The sequence below is a fragment of the bacterium genome, from assembly GCA_021108215.1.
GTDB lineage: Bacteria > Oederibacteriota > JAAXVQ01 > JAAXVQ01 > JAUVAV01 > JAIORK01.
Genome location: JAIORK010000006.1, coordinates 82,572 through 104,097 on the forward strand (window position 1 = coordinate 82,572; position 21,526 = coordinate 104,097).

The following is a 21,526-nucleotide window of genomic DNA, read 5'->3' on the forward strand; positions in this document are numbered from 1 at the left end:
AATTATCGCACCGCAATAAAAAACATTTTATCTGTATTTCTTCCTTTCATCAATTCAATTTTCCGCCACCATCACGGATTTGTTCGAAAATCAGATGACTGAATATCAATCCTGCTTTACAATGCTTTCCTGCTCCCGCCAAAAACAAAAAAGAACGTATATTTATCCGCTTATTTCGCCTTGTCTAATCCTAATAGTCTGTTAATATATTCCAAAGAATTTCCGACGCAGGAGGTCGTGAGCATGGCAAAAGTAGTATTGAAAAATGTGTGCAAAAATTTCGAATCCCCGGAAGGTTTAAAAAAAGTTGTTAAAAACATCAGTTTCACGTGCGAGGATAAGGAGTTTGTTATTTTGGTCGGTCCTTCGGGATGCGGCAAATCCACCACCTTGCGCATGATTGCCGGCCTCGAAGACGTCTCGGCAGGTGAAATCCATATCGGCGGCCAGATGGTCAATGAGGTTGTTTCCCATGACCGGGATATCGCCATGGTTTTCCAAAATTATGCGCTTTATCCGCATATGAATGTTTTTAGCAACATGGCCTTCGGATTACGGCTGCAGCATCTGCCTAAAAAAGAAATTGAAAAACGGGTGATGGAAGCTGCTGAGATCCTGAGAATCACCGAACATCTCACCAAACTCCCCAAGGGTCTTTCCGGCGGCGAGCGTCAACGTGTTGCGGTTGGACGCGCCATTGTCCGTAAACCCAAAGTATTTTTATTTGACGAACCGCTCTCCAACCTGGATGCGGAGATGCGCGAAAGCATGCGGGCTGACATCCGCCAGCTGCATTCCATTCTCAAAGCCACCATGATCTATGTAACCCATGACCAAATCGAGGCCATGACCATGGCTGATCGGATTGTCGTATTGAAAAAGGGCGAGGTTCACCAATTTGACAAACCGCTTAACCTGTATAAAAAACCCTGTAATAAATTTGTGGCCGGTTTCATCGGCAACCAACGCATGAATTTCATTCCCGGTGAGCTAATAAAAAAAGGCAAAGACATTTACTTCTTCAACGAGCACCTCACACTCAAGACCCATACGACACATGCCAAAACACTTTCCAAACGTATTGGCCAAAAAACCACAATGGGTATCCGGCCGGAAAACATTTATGACAAAATTTACGCCGCCAATGCATCCGCCGGTAATACTTTAAAAGCCAAAATCAAAGTCATGTTGCCCACCGGCGAGTATGCCATTTTACACCTTCAGGCGGGTGAGCAAACCATCATCACCAAAGTAAATACCTATGACAAACTTTCAGAAAACAAACAAATTGATATTGTACTGGATATGGGCAAGGCGCATTATTTCGAACCCCGGCCTGACAAGGTGGATCCCGAAAAAAACCAGACCGGCTTGGAAAAAGTCATTTGTTGAGCAGGGAACGGTCCCCCGACCGGAAGAATATTAATTGACGGGATTCCCTGCGGTCGCGACCGTCCCCTACTTTGAAATTTTTCTTTTCGTCTTCGCAACTTTCTTTTTCCTGACCGCGTGTTTCAGGATTTGAACCGGCGGAATGGCTTGCGTTTCCATTTCTTCAATCATGCCTGTTTTCAACACCGGCCGATAGATGGATCCATCCATTTTAATCCCCACCCAGCCAAGTACTTTGGCCGCGCCGCGCTTATAATCTTCCGCAATGTGGTAAAGACAGGGAATGAGCACTAAGGTAATAAAGGTGGCAAAAACAAGACCATATCCAAAAGCCAATGCCAAAGGTGCCACAAAATGATCCTTCCCACCCAACCCATAAATGGTTGGCAATAAACCCAATACAGTTGTGCCGCTGGTTAAAAGAACAGGTCGCAACCGCAGCACACCGGCTTCCAGTAAAGCCTCTTTAATCGGCAGACCTTTTTTACGTTGAATATTGATAAACTCAACCAGAACCAAGGTATTGCTGACAATAACACCCGCCAAACTAAAAAAACCTAAAGTACTCATAAATGAAATGGTTTCATGATGCGCCCAAAGCGCAATCATCATGCCAACCAAGCCAAAAGGAATCGCACTCATAACCACAATAGGCATAATGAGCGAATTCATAAATACCGCCAGAATAATAAAAATAACAAACAATGCAAAAATAAACAAAACGCCCAATTCCCCCATGCTTTCGTTGGTATCTTCCTGCTCACCGCCATAGGAAATATTATATTCAGGATAGGCCTTTTCCAGTGCAGCGAAATGTTCTTTCAGCATCCGGTTCGCTTCCAGGGACGTGATTACATGCGTATCCACCTCTGCTTGTACTTGAACAATCCGCTTGAAATCCAGACGATTAATCATTGAGTAACCGGGCTGCTGCGTCATTTTAGAAACACGACTCAATGGAATCAAGCCATCCATTTTATTTGCAACCAACACTTCCTTAAGGCTCTCTTTGTCTTGTCTGGCTTTTTCCGGAAAACGAACCCGAATATCAATATCTTCTTCACCTTGTTGTACATTGGTTGCGACTGACCCGCTAAAAGCCGCATGCAAAGTTGTTGCAATATCCCGGGCAGATACCTGACCTTTGGCAGCCATCTCCTCATCAATCGTATAACGATACTCTGTTTTACCTTCCTCCAAATCAAAGTTAATATCTTTTACTCCCTCCACCTTTTCCAGATAGGCCGTATACTTTAACGCAATTTCCTTTAAGATTTGAATATCCTGTCCCCGAATTTCAACATTAATCGGCTTTCCCACCGGAGGTCCGTTTCCCTGAATCGTCATTTTCAATTCCATTTCATCCGGCAGTATCTTCGCCTCACGCGCCCGGGCAACCTGATGACGTAATTCCTCTAAAATCCGATACGCATCACGTTTGCGCTTTTTCTCAGAGGTCAAGGCAATTTGAAAAGTGGCTTTATTCGTACCCGCGCCGGGTTTAGGATCTAAAATACTGGCGGTTTCCGTACCCACCCGCACTTGCAAAGATTCCAATTCATGTTCAGGGATTTCTAAAATAATTTTTTCCAGTTTCCTAACTTCCCGCAGGGTTGCGTCCAAATGGGTCCCTTGGGGTAATTTGGCAATAACCTGCATGTTTTCAGCACCACCATCGGGCATAAAAACAAATCCGACTCTGGTCCCAAGATAAAGGGAGCCGACCAGCATTAAAATCAGAACAAACAATGTTACATAACGATGTTTTAATGCACCTTTTAAAAAACCCTTATACTTCAATTGAATGCGTCCGAAAAAACCCCGTTCACAGTTCTCATCTTTCTCAATACAGGCATCAGGCTTTTTAGTCGATGCTGCATGCGCAAAGGTATTAAGATAAGTCGGCAAAACAAACATGGCCACAACCCAGGAAGCAAACAAACAAATCAACAGCACCGCAGGTATTGCCCAGATAAATTTGCCAATAATACCGCTCAAAAACAAAATCGGACTAAAAGCCGCACTGATACATAAGAGGGTTACTGTTACCGGCCAAAAAACTTCCGTCACACCTTTTTGAATGGCCTGTACTTTCGGCAGTCCCTGTTCCATATAACGATGACTGTTCTCAGAAACAACAATACCGAAATCAACAATCATACCCAGTACCATCACCATACCAAAGAGACTGACCACATTAATCGTAATATCCATTATGGACATGCCCACAAAGGCCACCATAATGGATATGGGAATACTCATACTCACAATGGATGCCATACGGACACCTAACAGCATCAACAAAATAAGCGCCAACAAGACAAAACCCGTTAATGCATTGGTTAAAACACTTGAAATCCGTTCTTTGGTGAATTCGCTGGTATCTTCAAAAATTTCAACTGCAACCTCGTCTGCATGCAGCGAGGTATAGGTTTTCATTTTTTCTCGAATAGCGTCAACCATTCGAATTTCATCGGCGCTTCTCTTTTTGTAAACATTAACAATGATGGCTTTCCGGCCATTAAACCGCTCATAAATATCCGGATCTTCAAACGTATCCATCACTGTCGCGACATCTTTGAGTCTCACAACAAACCCCAGATCATTCGCCTGGATAACAGTATTTCGTATTTCCGTGATATTTTGAAACTGCCCTTTGGTCCGAAGCACATATTCTTTGTCTCTGATTTTTAGCGCGCCGCCCGGAAGATCAATATTGCGGGATTGCAATTTGTCGGTAATAGTGTTAATCCCTATACGATTGCGCTGCAAAGCTGCGGGATCAACTTCAACCAAGTATTCCCTATCGCGATCACCAAAAATCTCTACGTCCGCCACCCCATCAATTTCATAAAAGAAATTTTCAATATGATCCGCAGCGGATTTAATTTTATGATAAGCCACACCCGGCCGCTTGCCGTATAAAGCCACCTGAATGGCGATGGTCTTATCCAGTTTCAACTCTTTAACCACCGGCGCTTCCGCACGAACAGGAAAATCATTGATGCTGTCAATCGCATCTTTTATATCATCCACTACCTCGTCTTTATCCGACTTATCTTCCAGATAAATGGCAAAAACCGAGACATTTTCAATATTGTATGCTCTTAATTTATCAATCCCATTTACCTCACGCAATTTTTTCTCAATGGGAATTGCGATTAGTTGCTCGATTTCATCAGGCGAGGCCCCGGGATAGATTGTCGTTACGGTTACCATATCAAAATTAACTTCCGGAAAACCTTCCCGATTAATATTAAGTGCGGTGAACACTCCCAAACACACCAACAGAACAACAATCAAATTAACCAATAATTTTTTATGGATTAAATTTCCAATAAGTTTTAGCACGACGGATACTCCTTCATTAATTTCATACTCAATTTTTGCAAATTTCCCTAACGCGATATTCGAACTCCGGCGGGATGCGTCCTGCATCCGGCATTCGCCGTACAAGTTTTTTTCTTTAAAAATAAGTATTCTGACAGGCTTTATCACGCGCTATATTACTTAATTTGGACAAAAATGTTTATAGATCCCTTATTCAGGAATATAGTCATTGGGATCAATTCCAAATGTTTCAAACAATTCGTTCTTCGTCACTATAAATTGCAGTTGTATAGTATTAAATTGAATAAGCGTTTCTAATTCCTGCTGCCTTCCCTGCGTCAAAGCATCCACGCCATTCTTCACCATCGCGGCGTTCAACCGGCCGCGACGAAGCTGATTCATCATGGATTTATAGAAAATTTCCGCTTCGATTCTGGCTTCTTTCGAAATCCGGTATAATTGATAAACAGTCTTCATCTGTTCCACCTGCTCATCAATCTCATCCGCAATCAACCGCTCATATTTTCTAACTGAAATCTCCGCCTGCGTATGCGCAAACCGGGCATTGCGTTCTTTTATGGTCTGCACCGGGTCCCCCAAGGGATACACCAGCGCCAGTTTACCGGCATACCCTACCTGCTCCGCACCCAACATATCCTGCCAGGCGCCGGAAGCATCGGTCTGCTGTCCCATTGTATTGACAGACAACTCTGCGGTCAAACTTGGCAGCGCAAGATTCCCGGCAATTGCCAAATCCCAAGCCGCGTGATCCAGCATGCGCTTCGCACCCAAATAATCAGCCCGCTTGGCATACGCCCGGTCCAAAGCATCCTTTTTATCAATCTCCGGCAGCTCATTCACCAAGACGGCAGCCCCCTCAAGAACGGCGCCATCCGCCAAATTCACTGATCGCAGGAATCCACGCCTGGCATTTTTATAATCCTGTTCCGCAAACATCCATTGTGCTTTTGCGCCTGCTACCAGCACATTATAGTAATGTAGTTCAAACCGATTGGTTGTGCCCAAATTCACATTACGTTCTGTAATATCCCTGACCGATTTGGTTTCTGCATATTGTAGTGCGGCATTGGTGAGTGCCGATTCTTTGAGCACAACATTCCAGTACTCCATGATGACTTTGACTACCACCAATGACAATTGATAGAGAATGACTTCTTTGCGCACAAAACCGGCGTTGGCAATTTGTTTTTGCTCCAGCTGCTCATTAACGCCAAATCCATTTTGCAGCAGCTCCTGCTGCAATGAAACAAATGCAGTTGCACGGGTATAATCAGGATCACCGAAGGATAATCCCGGAATGCTGATAGTCATCGGCAAAAAGGTCGTACTGCTTTTGTCATGCGACACACCCAGCGTCAATTGCGTCCCGGTAACGTATTTTTTCGCCAAAGCGGCAGATGCAGACCAAGTCTTCGAGTCTGTGCCTGTCAAGGAGCTGGTGCTTTCCGGGTATTCCTGGTAAACGCCGCCTGCCGCAACCGAAAAAAAAGGACTGTATTTCTTCTGATACATCCTGAAATTGGAATCCAGCATGGCCAATTCATAGGCTCCGGATAAAAGATCATAATTCGATTCAATCGCCAACCGAATGGCATCACCAATGGATATCCGTTTTCCTGCGATCGTTACTGCGGCTTCTTTCCCAAATTCAATATTACTGGGTTGTGCCTCCAGCCGATGGAAAGGCGCTTGCAGACCTATACTGAATGAAACCATCATTATAATCGTTACTGTTTTTTTATTTAAACCACTCATCTTTTCCTCCAAGAAACCAAATAACTGAAATCCAGCCATTATTTATTAACACTCATACATGTCCAAACTATAAAATACACTGTCTGCTAGTGTAGTGCCTCTTAATTAACAGCACAAACGTCACCCCGGCATGATTGCAGCCGGGGTCCAGAGACTGTGACTTTTTCAAACAAAACCATTGGATTCCGCCCCGGTTAACTACATACCGGGGTGACAAAATGCCGGCTGCGATAGCGTCCCAGAATAGTATTTGATATCTTTCCGGTCGGGAAATGACGATCGAAGCATAAAATCAAATGTACTCATATTTTAAAGACACTACACTAGTGTCGCCCTCAGTGCTTGTTTTTAAAGAAAAACTGATACTGTATCCATACGCCAGAGCCTGATTTGACGATACAGTCCCCTGATGCCCCACTGAAACTCGTGGTGCGTCCACGGGTCCGCCGGACAATTTTTTTTCTTTAAAAGCAAGCATTCTGACTGGTTTTATCACATGTTTCAAGCAAAAATTACCGCCCCTGATCCCGCACGTATGCTATGATGTCTTCCATATTTTTAATTCGAGGTTTTTATATGCATCTTTCTAAAAAAATCCATCTGAGTATTTTTGCCTTCACCGCCCTTTTGGCTGTTTCGCTCTCCCAGGTCAGCAGCATTCTGGTTCGCACTCATCTGGAGATCGGTGAATCAACGATTGTTGCACCCTTTCTTTGGCTGACCTATGTTCAGAATCATGGCGGTATTTTCGGTGCTTTCCAGGGACAAGGATGGGTTTTCGCTCTCATCACCCTTTTTATCTTGGCAGGTCTGGTGATTTATCTGATCAAAGCGACATCTCTGAAATTATATAATTTTATCTGCTTCGGCCTGATCATGGGCGGCGGATTGAGCAATATTCTTGACCGACTGCTCTATGGCGCAGTCATTGATTTTATTGATATCCGTAATATCCCCTATTGGAAATATATTTTCAATACCGCCGATACTTTCATCCATCTGGGTATCTGGCCAATGCTTCTACTGAGCCTGTCCGAGCTCAAACACACGAACCCGGTCGAACCGAAAAACATCCAGACCCCGCCACTACCCTAACCAACACGGCATCAAACTTCAAACATCCCGTTGCATAGCCGTACCGGTGTTTTCCCGGTAAAAATTGAAATCCCGCATCCGGATCGATATCCCGCTTCAGGCGACAGCTGTAAAAGATATTTTTTAAAGAGGTTGAGAATCAAGCTCCGAGGTCAGGCGAAAAGCAATATCCGCATACTGTTTTACATAGTGGTGCAGCATCCATTCGGATTCAACGAAAAAAACCGGGCGTTCATCTTTGTCCAGGGCGATGCGGTTTGCCATGAATCTGCAAAACCCCTCCCACTGGGCGGGATTGTCCGAACTAATCCAGCAGGCCTTATAAAAATCCAGGGTATGAAACCGGCACTCAGCCCCGTATTCGTGTTCCAACCGGTATTGGATGACTTCAAATTGCAGCTGACCCACCGTCCCGACAATCTTACGCCGGCCGTCATCCATCAAAAATAATTGCGCCACCCCTTCATCCGTAAGATGTTTAATCCCCTTCTCCAGCTGCTTGCCTTTCATAGAGGTATTGCTTAACTCCCTGAATATCTCCGGGGAAAAACTGGGAACACCCTGATACTGAAAGCCTTCACCCGCTGTAAGCGTGTCGCCGATTTTAAAATTCCCACGATCATACAGTCCGATGACATCTCCGGGATAAGCTTCATCGATCACATCTTTTTTCTGTCCCAAAAAGCTGGCCGGGTTGGAAAAGCGCAGATCCGTCCCTGATCGCACATGCCGGTAAAATTTGTTCCGCTCAAATTTTCCTGAGCAGACTCTGAAAAAGGCTATCCGGTCACGATGACGCATATCCAGGTTGGCATGAATTTTAAAAACAAACCCGCTAAACGCATCTTCCGTCGGAGCGACAACACGCAGATCGGCAGCCATGGGAGCGGGCCCGGGCGCAATCTCAACAAATGTATCCAACAGTTCCTTCACACCAAAATTATTGAGTGCGCTGCCAAAAAATACCGGCGCCACCTCACCGCTGAGATACTCTTGCTTTTCAAAAGTACCGTAAACCCCGGAAAGCAGCTCCACATCCTCACGCAGCTTGGCAGCCAAACCTCCACCAATTGTATCCCCCAATGTTTCACTGCTCAGCTCAGAAACGGCAACCGTTGCCTCGGACATACTTTGATGCGCACTAAAAATTCTGAGTTTTTTTTCATGCAAACTGTACACACCTTTAAATTCCGCGCCGCGGCTGATGGGCCAGCTCAGCGGCAAAACCTTGAGCGAAATTTTATTTTCAATCTCATCCAGCAAGTCAAAAGGACTGAGGCCCTCGCGATCCAGCTTATTGACAAAAATAATCACCGGAGTTTTCCGCATCCGGCAGACTTTCATCAAATTCTCGGTTTGCTCTTCCACCCCTTTAACACTGTCCACAACCAGAATCACACTATCCACAGCGGTTAGCGTCCGGTAAGTATCTTCAGAAAAATCTTTATGCCCCGGTGTATCCAGTAAATTGATTTTCAAACCGCAATATTCAAAGCTCATCACTGCGGACGCCACGGAGATACCCCGCTGGCGTTCAATTTCCATAAAATCCGACATGGTGGTTTTTTTAATTTTATTGGATTTGACTGCCCCGGCATTTTGAATGGCCCCGGCAAAAAGCAGAAATTTTTCCGTGAGCGTGGTTTTCCCCGCATCCGGATGGCTGATGATGGCAAATGTCTTACGCTTACCGATTTCAGATTCGTAACTCATGATTTCTTTCCTATGTCAAAACACCCTGCGTTTGCAGGATGCTTGAAATATATGCTTCATAATAGTCTATTAGCGCGGAGCAGATTGTACCGTTTTCAGTCTGGTCTGTAAAGTGTCGATCGAACTATTTTTATCCAAATTCAAAAATACGGCAGCCAACTGATTCGCCCTAAGTGCATATTTTTAAAGGAAAAAACGCACCACAAGTTTTGGTAGAACATCAGAATACTTTATCGTCAAATCCGGCTCTAGCGTATGTATACAGCATCAGTTTTCCTTTAAAAATATGCACTTAGGGCGAATAGCAAACAGTATGTTTTATTGTGCTAACTCGAATACGACAAGACAGCCGGAAGGTCTTTTTTAAAAAACATTGCGCGGCAACTGCGAAAACACAGTGATTTTCAAAACCTTTTTCGGTCGGGCAAGTTGTGAAAACGATTTCCGCTTCAATATTTTTTAAAAAAGACCTTCCGGCTGTCCGTCAAACTACGTTTATTTTACAATGATTTTTATCACTCCAAAAGTGTCTCACTCTTGTGTATTACTTAATCCGGACAAGAATGTACTTGTATCCTGTTTTCAAACTCTGTATCATCATTCCTATTCGTAATATCAAGGGGGCGGCATGCGCAAATTACTGGAAGGCATCCTGGATTTCCACGCCAAGCGCGAGGCGGGAAATGATCTTTTATTCAAACACTTAACCGCCCGCCAGCAACCTGACGCGCTTTTCATCACTTGCAGTGACAGCCGGGTGGTGCCCAATCTTCTGGTCTCCACCAATCCGGGAGATCTTTTTGTCATGCGCAATGTGGGTAATGTTGTCCCGGCCTGCTGCGATCACTCCGGTTATTCCAAAACTGACGACTCGGAAATAGCCGCACTCGAATATGCGCTGAATTGTCTCCAGGTAAAAGATATTATTGTCTGCGGCCACTCCAATTGTGGTGCCATCCACGCTATTTATAAGAATTCCACCGTAAAGTCCGCGCCCCATTTAAACTCCTGGCTGAGCCATGCCAAGGATGCGCTGGATACCTTTGAGCATCCGCTCACGTTTGATAAAGACTGGTCCGTCCCGGACCGCATCTCGCAAAAAAATGTCCTTCTCCAAATTGAACATTTAAAAACCTATGATATCGTGCAATCTGCATTGCAAAAAAAACAGACCGCATTGCATGCCTGGTGGTTTGACATCGAAGAAGTGGAAATCTACTCCTTCAACCGTGATGAAAATAAATTCAAGGTTATCAATCCGGCTGAAGCACAGTATATTCTTCAAACGAGCATCTAACTTTCCGGATGAAAACACTCCCCATTTTCCATAAACTGGATGACATTATTCAATTATTCCTAAAAAACGGTCTGCTGCTCCTCACTGCTGAAACCGGCGCAGGCAAAACCACCCTTTTCCCCTGGAAGCTGCTCACACATCCGGATTTTTCTCAAAAAAAAATTATTTTGCTTGAACCACGCCGTCTGGCAGCCCGGGCTGCAGCAGAGCGTATCGCCTCCCTTTTACAGGAATCAGTTGGACAAACAGTAGGCATCCGCACCCGTTTAGAGACCCGCGTAAGCCCGCAAACCCGATTGGAAGTCATCACCGAAGGTGTCCTGACCAGGCTTTTACAGCAAGATCCCGGTTTGAAACTTTATGATACCCTTTTGTTTGATGAATTCCACACCCGCAGTTTGCAAGGTGATTTGGGATTGGCTCTGGCTTGGGAGACGCGAAAACACCATCGCAAGGATTTAAGAATCGCCATCCTTTCAGCAACGTTGCCGGCCAGGGATATTTCTGAAATCTTCCCGGGGTTTCCTCTCATCAGCGTACCGGGTCGTGTACATCCGGTCGAAGTCTTCTACCGGCCGCCGGTGAACACGCATGAAAAACCCTGGGATGCAGCTGCCCGGCTTTGCTCAGAGGCACTACAACAAATCAAGGACAGCGCGCCTGCCACAATTCTATGTTTTTTACCCGGCTTCTTCGAGATGTACAAAACCCAGGCAATTCTAACAGGTAGACACCCTGCCCTACAGAAAGAAATTCACCTTCTGCATGGTCAGATGCCTTCCTCTGAACAGCGACTTGTGCTTGATCCTGATAAAGCCAACACCAACCGCATCATTCTTGCCACCAATGTGGCCGAGACCAGTCTTACGATTCCCGGTGTGAAAGTCGTGGTGGATATCGGTCTGGAACGCCGCGTACGTTTTTTACCGCGTACGGGTATGGATCACTGGGATACCCTCCCCATCAGTCTGGCTTCTGCTGAGCAGCGCAAAGGCCGGGCAGGACGTTTAGGTCCGGGCTTTTGCTTTCGCTGGTGGCATAAAACTGACTTCCGCGAACCCTTCGCACTCCCCGAAATTGCAGAAGCTGATCTGGCCCCTCTGGTGCTGGAAACATCTGCCTGGGGTGCCGCCTCTCCTACCGACCTTACCTGGCTTACGGTCCCTCCGGCAGCCGCCCTTTCCCAGGCAACCGGCTTATTAAAAAAACTCGACCTGCTTGACACGCACGGCCGGATTACCTCCGTGGGCCGATATGCCAATCAATTCCCCATCCATCCCCGTTTGGCCAGAATGATCATGGCTTTCAAGGACACACCGGATATCGAGACTGCTGCTGTATTGGCCGCCTTACTGGAAAGTGATGATTTACTCTCTCGCAAAGATCCTGATTTCCGTGAACGGGTCCAATTGTTCGAGGATTGGTCCCAAGGAAAAGCGCTGCCCCAGCACCGCGGTCAGTTAAAAAAAATTTGGGAAGAATGTCTGCGTATTTTGCGCATCTTGGGCAGACACACTGATCTGCCGCAAAAACTTACGATCAACCTGCATGCGGTGGGCCGGCTCCTTTTAACCGCTTATCCGGATCGATTGGCCAAGCGGACCCGGCTTGATGATCCGGTTACCTCCCGTTGGCTGTTGGCATCCGGCAGAGGCGGGTTGCTCAAAGGCCGGCTCTCACAAGCCGATTATTTGGTGATCACGGATTTGGATGGCGGTGAACAAAATGCCAAAATCTTTTCAGCCGTCCCCATCCCCTACAAAGAACTGCTCACCAGTCCAGTGGTCGCAACCAAAGAAAGCTGGCGCATTGATTGGAAAGGTTGGAAACCCAAAGGCAAATCAGAAATAAAAATCGGCGCCATTGTATTGAAAGGTCAACAAAGCGGCCTGCCTGCTAAAGATATTCTCCAAACTGAAGTTTTAAAAAAAATCAGGTCCAAAGGTTTCTCGCGTCTGCCCTGGAGCACCGGCAGCGAACGATTTTTAGCACGTTGCCGCTTTGTTGAAAAATGGGGCAACCAACCTGACTGGCCTTCTTTTGACGAAGCGACATTGCTTTCCCGAGCCGAGCAATGGCTATTGCCGGTCGGCAACTGGACCGGAAATAATGTCTGGTCGGAACAATCGCTCCTCACCGGATTGAAACGTTATTTGAAACCCGAACAGCAGGAATTCCTCAATCAGTCGGCACCGGAAATCATTCGTCTGGCTGCCGGGTTCAAAAAAACACTGAATTACCAGACAGATGGATTCCCAAAATGTTCTGCGCGCTTGCAGGAGTTTTTCGGATGCCAGACCACACCCACACTATGCAACCAACCCATTGTCCTGGACATCCTCAGCCCGGCCAACCGCACCGTACAGCTAACCCGTGATCTGGAAAGCTTTTGGAAAAAAACCTATCCTGGTATAAAAAAAGAATATGAAGGAAAATACCCAAAACACCACTGGCCGGACAATCCCAAAAATAAAAAATACATCAAGCATCAAAAGTCGTGATATCTCAGTGTTAAAGTATGTCCCGGCTTGTCCGCTTTGATTTCATGTATTCCTCCAAAATTGCCATTCAGATTGTTGCAATGGTTCATCATATATCTTCATGGCTCTTCAGCAGAATCTGTGGGTGAAAGTGTGGATGAATTCGGCATGGCTTGAATAGTCACCTTGTTATTCCCGCAGGTTTTAAGAAATTGTGTCATAATTCAAAAATGTTCGTTTTTGATCGTCTTGCCGGCCCCGGCTTACGACATGCCGGGGTAAACTCCAGCCGGCATCCAGGAACTTTAATTTTAAAGGCTTTTCTGGATACCGGTTTAGAGCATACCGGTATGACGAACAAAAAAACAACTTATGATACAGTCTCTAAAATTTCCGGGACACCATACTTAATTTTACCTTCTGTAAATCAAATTACGTATGATGTCCCGGAAACTTAATTCAGAAAAAACACAGAATTGGTCAATACGATGGTGTCCCGGAAATTTAATTGTCGCTCATCACTTGCTGAATAAAAATCGTCCCTGAATCCCCTAAGTCTGTGTTATCCCGACCAGTTTCAATAAAAACATGGCATTGGTTGTTTTGCTTACACCGGATTTTAACAGATAATCAAAGGTAATGCTTTGATCCCGATACTGCTCTTCAAAATGACCATTTATAAAAGTGTGTTCTTTTTCAGCCAGCTTAGCCAGATCATAATCATGAGTGGTTATCAATCCGAGTGATTTATTCCGCTTCAATATATCCAATACAATCGCGGCGGCATCATGGCGGTCTTTGGAGTTGGTCCCTCTGAATATTTCATCAATTAAAAATAATGTGACCATCTGCCGACCGACAGCTGAAATAATACTTTTTATACGCAACAATTCGGCATAAAAGGTGGAAACATGATTTTCCAGATTGTCATTTTGCCGCATGGAAGTATAAAGATCAAACAAAGAGCACTGGATAGCTGAAGCGCATACAGGTGCTCCGGCGTATGCCAACACCAGGTTGATGCCAACTGTCCTGAGCATAGTGCTTTTGCCTGACATATTGGAACCGGTAATAATCATGATTCGGCGGCGATTATCCAATTCGAGATCATTGCAAATCCGATTATGCTTATGAATTAAGGGATGCCCTATTTGTTCTCCGACAAAAGTAGCGTCTTTTTCTTCCAGCCGGGGGAACGCCCATTCCGGTTGCTCGAATCGAATATTGGCCAAACTTGCAAGGGATTCCACTTGCCCTAAAATTTCAAGCCAGGGCTCAATATGCCGGCAACAGGCTTGTTTCCATTTTTGCAAAGCCAGAACGCAATAAACATCCCAGAAAAACCCTATACCTAAAATCGGTCCTATCATATTATTTTGGAGAACGGCAGACCAGTCGGCAATCTTCCCGAGTTTTTTTATGCTCTGTGAAGCTTTATGACCATCTGAATCGACCAGCCTCTTTTGCATACTTAATAAATATTCGGTTTTAAAATTCTCGGTTTCACAAGCAGTGATTAACAACGAGTAGAGATCGATTTTATCCCGATTTTTATCTATGGAATCCAGTATACGTTTATTTTTTCTGTAATTTATTAAAAACAATATGGATTGCAGGATAATCATCAGGCATAAGAGAGACGGCGTTTTCAACTTAAGTATCCCGTATGTTCCGATCAGTAATGAAAAGAAAGGTAATCCCAGGTAAATATAACTAAGTACTTGATTATACATTTTGGATTCTACGGTTGATATCCAATCCAAAAACTCCCCCGGCTTTTTTTGAGCCTTTGGGATTAACCGCCCTTCTGCCTGAAAATTTTGGCGCCAATCGATTTTTTCAGCAAGTTCCTTTATGGCGGATTGCTTTCTTTTGATTATAGCGGTATCCTTCACCGGATTCAGCAAAACCTCTTTTAAAGTCTGTCTGCCAAAATAAGTGTTGGTTGAATTAATCCATTGGAAAATCGAATAATGACCAAAAATATCCAAATCAAACGAATACTGATGTTGATAGTCTACAAATTCATTGCCAACATCTTCAGTTTGCGTCCAAGTTCCTTCCAGACGTCTTACTCCTGTTTCGTTAATATAAAGAAGTTGCCGGTGTTTTTGAAGGGCACGGTCGTTTCCGGAATGAAGTACTACTAAACAAATAAACAAAATTAATCCCGACACCCCCATCCCCAAGCTTGCAAAATACCAGGTGTTTTCCCAAAACAACACGGTGATGATCACAGAACCCAAAAAAACAATTCCTCTTAACCAACTCAATAGATTGTTTGTTTTTTTATTTTTTTTCAGTTTTTTTTTATACCTGGATTGGTTTCGTAAATAATGACTTTTGGGGTCGGTATTTCGCAGCACTATAAACTCCTTGTTTTGTCATTCCCAAATACCTGCCTGTTTTAGAGCCAAGTACCAACTTGATTTAACCTTGACTAATGGGGAATTTTTTATTGTATTATCGCTATTTTGCCTTTTCGTTCCTGACCATTAGAGGTGATGATATAAATATAAACACCTGATGCCACATGCCATCCTTGCTCATTCTTCAAATCCCAGCGAATCCAGCGTAGATTACTGTTTTTATACAGGGTCTTTACCAAACTCCCGGTAATAGTATACACACGAATTTCGGCCTCCATTGGCATGCGATCAAAACTGATCTCCTTTTCAGGTTTGATATCCAACCGATAGGGATTTGGATAGACAACTACACTGTCCAAATCATCAGGTATAATATATTCCGGCGTCCGGGTTGATGTTGTTGTAATAGTAGACGTTGCTGTAACAGTCAATGTAACTGTAATGGTTGCTGTCAGAGTAATAGTGGGTGTGTAAGTAAAGGTCAGTGTATGCGATGGTGTTGGTGAAGCAGTTGCTGTCTCGGTTACGGTACTTGTTGGTGTTGCAGTAGGTGTCACAGTAGGTGTATGAATCGGTGTTACAGTTGAAGTCATGGTAATTGACGGTGTTGCTGTAACTGTTGCCGAATGTGTCAGTGTTGCTGATTCGGTTGCAGTCAGCGTGACTGTTGGTGTTGCTGTCATAGTCGGTGAATGAGTTGGTGTTGAAGTTAATGTCACTGTCGGTGTATGGGTTGGTGTGCCTGGCACTGTATCATTTTCATCTGCACCGGCACACCAGTTCACTGTTCTTGTTTCCAAATCAATATCATCACTTATGGAAAGTACCGGATCACTGGATAAATCAACACCCCAATTTTTGGCTGCTGTATCATCATCAGCCAAGTGAAAATCATCACCGCCTTCATTTTCAAAAAGAACCGTTGTGCTGAGCTTGGTATTCGTACCCGGTGCATCTGTGTCACTGGAAATATTATAATCAGAAGCACTATCAAAAGTATCGCGATAACAATTAGGCGCGACAGAACCCTGAACAATATTATTCTTAGCAATAAACGGATCATTACCTGTTCGGATACCAATCGAACAATTCTGAATAGTATTATTATAACCATAGACAGTAAAACCGGCATCATCCAAACGAATGCCATGTCCATTATTAGCATCCAAAAAATCGTAGATAATATTATTCCAGATATATACTGTTCCAGTATCAGCACCTATAATGTAAATACCATTATTATTATCATTATTTGATGAACTATAGCCACGCAAAATACAATGGGATACACGGATATCAGTACCTGTCCCGGTCGAACCGTTAATATACACTGTTGATTCATTATTGCCATTGGTAACATCAGTATAAATCTGCAAGCCCTCCAGCCGGATAAAACCATCTTGCAAGGTTATGCCGTCATCATAGCTTTCAATAATATGATAAGCAGAAGTATTCCACACTCCACTATGCCGTTGACTGGTCCCAACTTCTGTTGTCAGATAAGGAGTATAAATTTTCAAATAATAAACAGCACTTAATCCCCATCCATCCCAGGTAATATTCCCTACATCGGCTGTGGTTCCATTAGAGTAACAGGCTATATGCATAACCTCTTTATTGGTTACACAATCTCTATTACCTACATCAAAATTTTCAACTGTATTATTAATGCCGGTATTTTCTATTCCTGCTTCTGCATTAAAAAGGGATGTATACGCACGAAAAACAGCCCAATTCTGATCAGCAGTAGTTGCCGTTGGAACAGCGCCTGTAGCTGTTCGTACTGTGTAGACTGTATTAGATGTTCTGGCATGAATAAAAGCAATGGCATCAACATTATTATCCCCGGTAGAATCATACTGAAGCGCATCACCCACCCCAACAATATCATGAAGTGCGCTGCTAAAAGTAGCTGTGGTTCCTGCAATCGTTAGTGTGGTGGTGAAACTACCCGACTCCAAAGCACCGGTGGTACCTGGACCTACAGATCGATAACGATCAGAAACGCCACTTATTTCATTACCTACATTATAAAAAGCCGCCGGACTGCTTTGATTATTATGACACGTTGCCATCCAACCGGCAGAACGAACAATTGTACTAAGCCGAATTTCATCAAGTTGGCCTGTAAAGTCATACGTGCCATTTCCCTGGCGACCAATAGTGACGGCTTCTGTCCCTGATACCAAAGCATTTACTGCGGCTGAACCTGTTGCATTACCGTCAAAAAAAGCACTTGCTGTTGTATTATTAATGGTTCCGGTGACAAGATGCCAATTGGTTGTAAAGTCACCAATGTCAAAATTCTGCCAGCTTAAACCGCTACTAGCCACATCAATATCATTACCCATCGGATACAGCTCTAAATAATAACCCGTTCCATCATCCCAGGCATTTTTCTTAGTCACAATAACATCATATTCCATCAGTTCATCATTTGCCAAATTAATCCAGGCAGACATGGTCAGTGTCCCGGTTATTTGAAGCGTACTATGATTGGCGACTGTGATGTAATCACTAACACCGTCAAAATTCAAAGCATTACCAATTTGACCACCAACTGAATTACCCGCCATACTGGTTGATGTTCCGGCATTAGGATTCGCCGTACTCTCAGCAATATCTCCAGCACCACCTGTTGGTGTATCATGCATATGCCATACAGCAACAAAACTATTGCTCCATGTATCTGTGCTATTAGGTTCATTGGCACCAGCATATCCATAATACATATAGATAACCGTATCTGTTGCATCAGCCAGATTGGTTTTTACCCATGCCTCCAGTTCCTGACTACCACTGCTAAAATGCACAATCTCCCGGCTTAGCTTGGCATCTTCCGCGCTATTCGTAAAAATAATATCCATATTTGAAATTGTTGATTTTGCGACATGGTTAAAAAAGGCTGTATCCAGATCAGCTTGGGTAATGAGTACGGGAAAATCAGTCTGCGCTCCTGAAACCTGTCCATTTTGAATGGTAATTTGTTGTTTGTATTGAAAATTAGTATCAAACCAAGCAGCCCAGGTTATTGATGTGGTGGTAGAAAAAAAAACCAGGCATACTCCAAACCAAAAGGTTTTCCGCAGCATATTCAGCTCCCATGAATTACTAAAAAAAATCATGGTTTAAGAATATCATATAAAATAAGGGTTCACAATAACCCGTGTAATTATCATTATGTGTTTTTCGGCATTCAAATTATCTGATGATGCAGGAAAGCATGATCTGTATTTATTCTCATCATATGATTCTAAGCACTCATAATCATTGTGTACGCGAAGTCACACTGAATGCGACCAGAAAAAAACCGAAGTGCACCAGCACAATGGTTGCGCCGGAAGGAAAGTCAAATAAATAAGAAATAAAAATGCCTAAAATCACCGATAAGATTGCGGTCAAACCTGCAATCACCAGCGCTCCTTTGAACCCGCGTGCCAGCCGAAGCGCTGTGACCGTCGGAAAAATAATCATACTTGAAACCAGCATGGTACCGACAATTTTTATACTGAGCACGACCGTCATGGCCGTCAATAAAATCAGGATCCGGTTGATCCGATGTGTCCGGACACCGGAAACCCGTGCAAACGATTCATCAAATGTCACCGCGAACAATTCATTGTAAAACAAAAGGATAAGACTGATCACGACCAAGGAGAGCACTACAGAAAGAAACATTTCCGGCTTGCTTACTGCCAGAATATTACCAAAAAGATACCCAAACAAATCAACATTGAACCCGCCCGCCATACTTGCAATGATCACCCCGATTGCAACCCCGATTGAAGACACCATGCCGATGGCTGTATCGCCATGAACGTTCTTCTCCGCCAACCGTAAAATCCATAAAGATGCCAGCATGACCAGGGGAATGGAGATATAAATAGGATAGACACCCAACAACAATCCAATCGCCACTGTTGCAAAACTAATATGGGCCAGTCCATCCCCGATCAAGGCGAATCGTTTCAGCACCAGGAAAACACCTAAAGAACTACAGGACAAAGCCACAAAGCAACCGGCAATTAAGGCACGCTGAATAAAAAGATACCCCAGCGCCTCAGACAGTTGTGCAAAAAAACCGGTTTCCATTTATATGTCCTTTCCCGGATCAATAACCTGATGGTCATGCTGATGACAAATGTGGTGTTGGGCGCGACTGCCAAAGTAAAGACCCATTTTAGGGTCTTTGCAAAACCCTGCAAAAGTATCGAAAAAAATTATTCTGCGGTCGAGATAAAGCATTTTTTTTGCGTACTCGCCCACCGAACCCAGGTCATGCGAAACCAGCAAAATCGTCATATTTTTTTCTTCATTTATTTTTTTCAGCGCCTCATAAAAACCTTCGCGGGTTTCAGGATCAAGCGCAGAAGTCGGTTCATCCAAAATAAGCACCTGGGGTGAAGCAACCATGGCCCGGGCCAACAAAACCCGTTGCTGTTGACCTCCGGAAAGTTTCCCAATCAGACGTTTTCTCAAACCCGAAATACCCAGCATTTCCAAAACCCGCACCACTGTCTCCTGATCAGCTTTGGAATAACGCTTGGGAAAGCGTTTGGCGGCAAGCAAGCCGGTAAAAACCACCTCCTCAACCTGAGCTGGAAAATGCGGATCTGTAAAGGCGCGGAGTTGGGGAAGATAACCGATCTTGGCCCAGTCCTGAAAATCCTGCAGACGTGTGCCGAATAAAAAAACATTTCCCCGGACCGCAGGCACCAGATTGAGCAAACACTTCATAAGCGTACTCTTCCCCGATCCGTTGGGCCCCACAATCCCAATATAGTCCCCGGCTTGAACTGAAAAAGTGATGTCAGATAATACGCTATACTGTTCATAGCTCACTTCCACATTTTGAACCGTAATGACTGAGTTCATTGGCCACCCAGACCTTTTTTCAAATTTTTCAGGTTGCGCTGCATAATGTCCACATAGGTAATCCCTGATACCATCTCCTGCTTGGTTACATTATGCGCTCCATGCAGCAGCAGCATTTCAGCCCCGGTCTCTTCCGTAATAATGCGGGCAATCTTAGGCTCAATCAATTCCTCGATGAAAATATAGTGTATCTGATGTTTCTTCATTGCTTTGATAAGTGTGACCATCTGTTTGGGCGTCGGTTCGCTGTCCGGAGAAAAACCGCGAAACGCTGTCATGTATTCCAATCCGTACCGTTTTGTCATGTATCCAAAAACAAAATGACCGCCATGCACAATCATTTTCCGGGGACATTGTGCCAAGGTTTCCCGGTATCGTGTATCCAGTTGCCGAAGCGTCTGCTTAAAGGCTTCTGCATTTTTCATATAAAACGACTGATTTTTTCCATCGACCCGAACAAGCCCGGCCAACACAGCATCCGTCATCTGCTGTGCATATATAAAATCAACCCAAATATGCGGATCCACACTTTTTCCCCGATGGCGACGACCCTGTTTATCATGACCGGCTTGCGATTCATCCGGCCGGACTACCTGTTCAATTCCCTGGCTGGCGTTGACAACCACGATTTGCTTATTAACAATTCCGGCGACCACATCCGCCGCCCAGGGTTCCATAGCCGCGCCGGTGTACACAAATACCTCCGCTTGGTTGATACGGACAATATCCCGGGGAGTGGGTTCATAGCTGTGTGCTTCCACACCCGGCGGCATCAATAGTATAACATCAACCTTTTCTTTACCGACCTGGCGTACAAAATCGAACAGCGGAAAAAGCGTTGTTATCACTTTGACTTTTTTCTGTTCGGCATTCCCCAACCCCGGCATTACCGGCACCAGCAACAGTATCGCTATGATAATTTTAATGCAAAATCTCATTGGGCCCCTCCCCGGATATGCATGGACTGACAAATCTTACATTCAAAAACATCATGCATTTTTTCGAATTTTTTCCAGTGTTTGCGTTGATGTTCGGTCAGCATCCCGGTTCCCCGGCACATCGGGCAAGTACTTCGGGATGCCGCCAAAACAGCGGAACGGATAAATGCGGATTTATTAGGAAGTGTATCCAGCAGCATTTTCAAGTCATGATCCACTTTAAAGGTCATAATCCGGTTATTTTTAATTGCCATATACCAC

General features: G+C 44.4%; 13 protein-coding genes. 4 read left to right on the top strand and 9 right to left on the bottom strand.

Annotated elements, in window-relative coordinates; all coding sequences use genetic code 11:
* The first annotated feature begins 243 nt into the window (after window positions 1-243).
* Window positions 244-1,392 carry an ABC transporter ATP-binding protein gene (locus tag K8S19_01350; GenBank protein MCD4812330.1) on the top strand — a complete coding sequence of 383 codons (1,149 nt, stop codon included), beginning with the start codon at window positions 244-246 and terminating at the stop codon, window positions 1,390-1,392.
* Window positions 1,393-1,458: 66 nt separating this feature from the next.
* Here K8S19_01350 and K8S19_01355 read toward each other — a convergent pair whose 3' ends face one another.
* Together K8S19_01355 and K8S19_01360 are read right to left on the bottom strand one after the other, a co-directional pair.
* Complete coding sequence (locus K8S19_01355; protein MCD4812331.1) at window positions 1,459-4,743, bottom strand: efflux RND transporter permease subunit; 3,285 nt, start codon at window positions 4,741-4,743, stop codon at window positions 1,459-1,461.
* A 189-nt stretch (window positions 4,744-4,932) separates the two neighbouring features.
* A complete protein-coding gene (locus K8S19_01360; protein MCD4812332.1) occupies window positions 4,933-6,498 on the bottom strand; it encodes a TolC family protein in 1,566 nt (521 codons plus the stop codon).
* 576 nt (window positions 6,499-7,074) lie between these two features.
* Between K8S19_01360 and lspA the strand changes: the two genes are divergently transcribed.
* A complete protein-coding gene (lspA, locus tag K8S19_01365) occupies window positions 7,075-7,593 on the top strand; it encodes a signal peptidase II (protein MCD4812333.1) in 519 nt (172 codons plus the stop codon).
* A gap of 123 nt (window positions 7,594-7,716) precedes the next feature.
* Here lspA and K8S19_01370 read toward each other — a convergent pair whose 3' ends face one another.
* Window positions 7,717-9,306 (bottom strand): peptide chain release factor 3, encoded by a 1,590-nt coding sequence (locus K8S19_01370; protein MCD4812334.1) that lies wholly within the window; start codon window positions 9,304-9,306, stop codon window positions 7,717-7,719.
* A 628-nt stretch (window positions 9,307-9,934) separates the two neighbouring features.
* Here K8S19_01370 and K8S19_01375 point away from each other — a divergent pair.
* Entirely contained in the window at window positions 9,935-10,603 is a 669-nt protein-coding gene (locus tag K8S19_01375) for a carbonic anhydrase (protein ID MCD4812335.1), read from the top strand.
* Between the two features lie 8 nt (window positions 10,604-10,611).
* On the top strand, window positions 10,612-13,104 hold the full coding sequence (gene hrpB, locus K8S19_01380) for an ATP-dependent helicase HrpB (protein MCD4812336.1): 2,493 nt from the start codon (window positions 10,612-10,614) through the stop codon (window positions 13,102-13,104).
* A gap of 530 nt (window positions 13,105-13,634) precedes the next feature.
* Here the strand turns inward: hrpB and K8S19_01385 are convergent.
* The 6 genes from K8S19_01385 to K8S19_01410 all read right to left on the bottom strand — a co-directional run bounded on the left by K8S19_01385 (window position 13,635) and on the right by K8S19_01410 (window position 21,519).
* Window positions 13,635-15,449, bottom strand: a complete 1,815-nt coding sequence (locus K8S19_01385; protein ID MCD4812337.1) for a DNA mismatch repair protein — start codon at window positions 15,447-15,449, stop codon at window positions 13,635-13,637.
* Window positions 15,450-15,538: 89 nt separating this feature from the next.
* On the bottom strand, window positions 15,539-18,544 hold the full coding sequence (locus K8S19_01390) for a T9SS type A sorting domain-containing protein (GenBank protein ID MCD4812338.1): 3,006 nt from the start codon (window positions 18,542-18,544) through the stop codon (window positions 15,539-15,541).
* Window positions 18,545-18,719: 175 nt separating this feature from the next.
* A complete protein-coding gene (locus K8S19_01395; GenBank protein ID MCD4812339.1) occupies window positions 18,720-19,544 on the bottom strand; it encodes a metal ABC transporter permease in 825 nt (274 codons plus the stop codon).
* A complete protein-coding gene (locus tag K8S19_01400; protein MCD4812340.1) occupies window positions 19,545-20,327 on the bottom strand; it encodes a metal ABC transporter ATP-binding protein in 783 nt (260 codons plus the stop codon). It lies immediately after the preceding gene.
* On the bottom strand, window positions 20,324-21,265 hold the full coding sequence (locus K8S19_01405; GenBank protein MCD4812341.1) for a zinc ABC transporter substrate-binding protein: 942 nt from the start codon (window positions 21,263-21,265) through the stop codon (window positions 20,324-20,326). The genes K8S19_01400 and K8S19_01405 overlap by 4 nt, the downstream gene beginning before the upstream one ends.
* Complete coding sequence (locus K8S19_01410; protein MCD4812342.1) at window positions 21,262-21,519, bottom strand: CopG family transcriptional regulator; 258 nt, start codon at window positions 21,517-21,519, stop codon at window positions 21,262-21,264. The genes K8S19_01405 and K8S19_01410 overlap by 4 nt, the downstream gene beginning before the upstream one ends.
* Between the last annotated feature and the right edge of the window lie 7 nt (window positions 21,520-21,526).

Coding starts and splice junctions, on each gene's coding strand:
- K8S19_01350 (MCD4812330.1), top strand. CDS start 244: ATGGCAAAAGTAGTATTGAAAAATGTGTGCAAAAATTTCGAATCCCCG.
- K8S19_01360 (MCD4812332.1), bottom strand. CDS start 6,498: ATGAGTGGTTTAAATAAAAAAACAGTAACGATTATAATGATGGTTTCA.
- lspA (MCD4812333.1), top strand. CDS start 7,075: ATGCATCTTTCTAAAAAAATCCATCTGAGTATTTTTGCCTTCACCGCC.
- K8S19_01370 (MCD4812334.1), bottom strand. CDS start 9,306: ATGAGTTACGAATCTGAAATCGGTAAGCGTAAGACATTTGCCATCATC.
- K8S19_01375 (MCD4812335.1), top strand. CDS start 9,935: ATGCGCAAATTACTGGAAGGCATCCTGGATTTCCACGCCAAGCGCGAG.
- hrpB (MCD4812336.1), top strand. CDS start 10,612: ATGAAAACACTCCCCATTTTCCATAAACTGGATGACATTATTCAATTA.
- K8S19_01390 (MCD4812338.1), bottom strand. CDS start 18,544: ATGCTGCGGAAAACCTTTTGGTTTGGAGTATGCCTGGTTTTTTTTTCT.
- K8S19_01395 (MCD4812339.1), bottom strand. CDS start 19,544: ATGGAAACCGGTTTTTTTGCACAACTGTCTGAGGCGCTGGGGTATCTT.
- K8S19_01400 (MCD4812340.1), bottom strand. CDS start 20,327: ATGAACTCAGTCATTACGGTTCAAAATGTGGAAGTGAGCTATGAACAG.
- K8S19_01405 (MCD4812341.1), bottom strand. CDS start 21,265: ATGAGATTTTGCATTAAAATTATCATAGCGATACTGTTGCTGGTGCCG.
- K8S19_01410 (MCD4812342.1), bottom strand. CDS start 21,519: ATGGCAATTAAAAATAACCGGATTATGACCTTTAAAGTGGATCATGAC.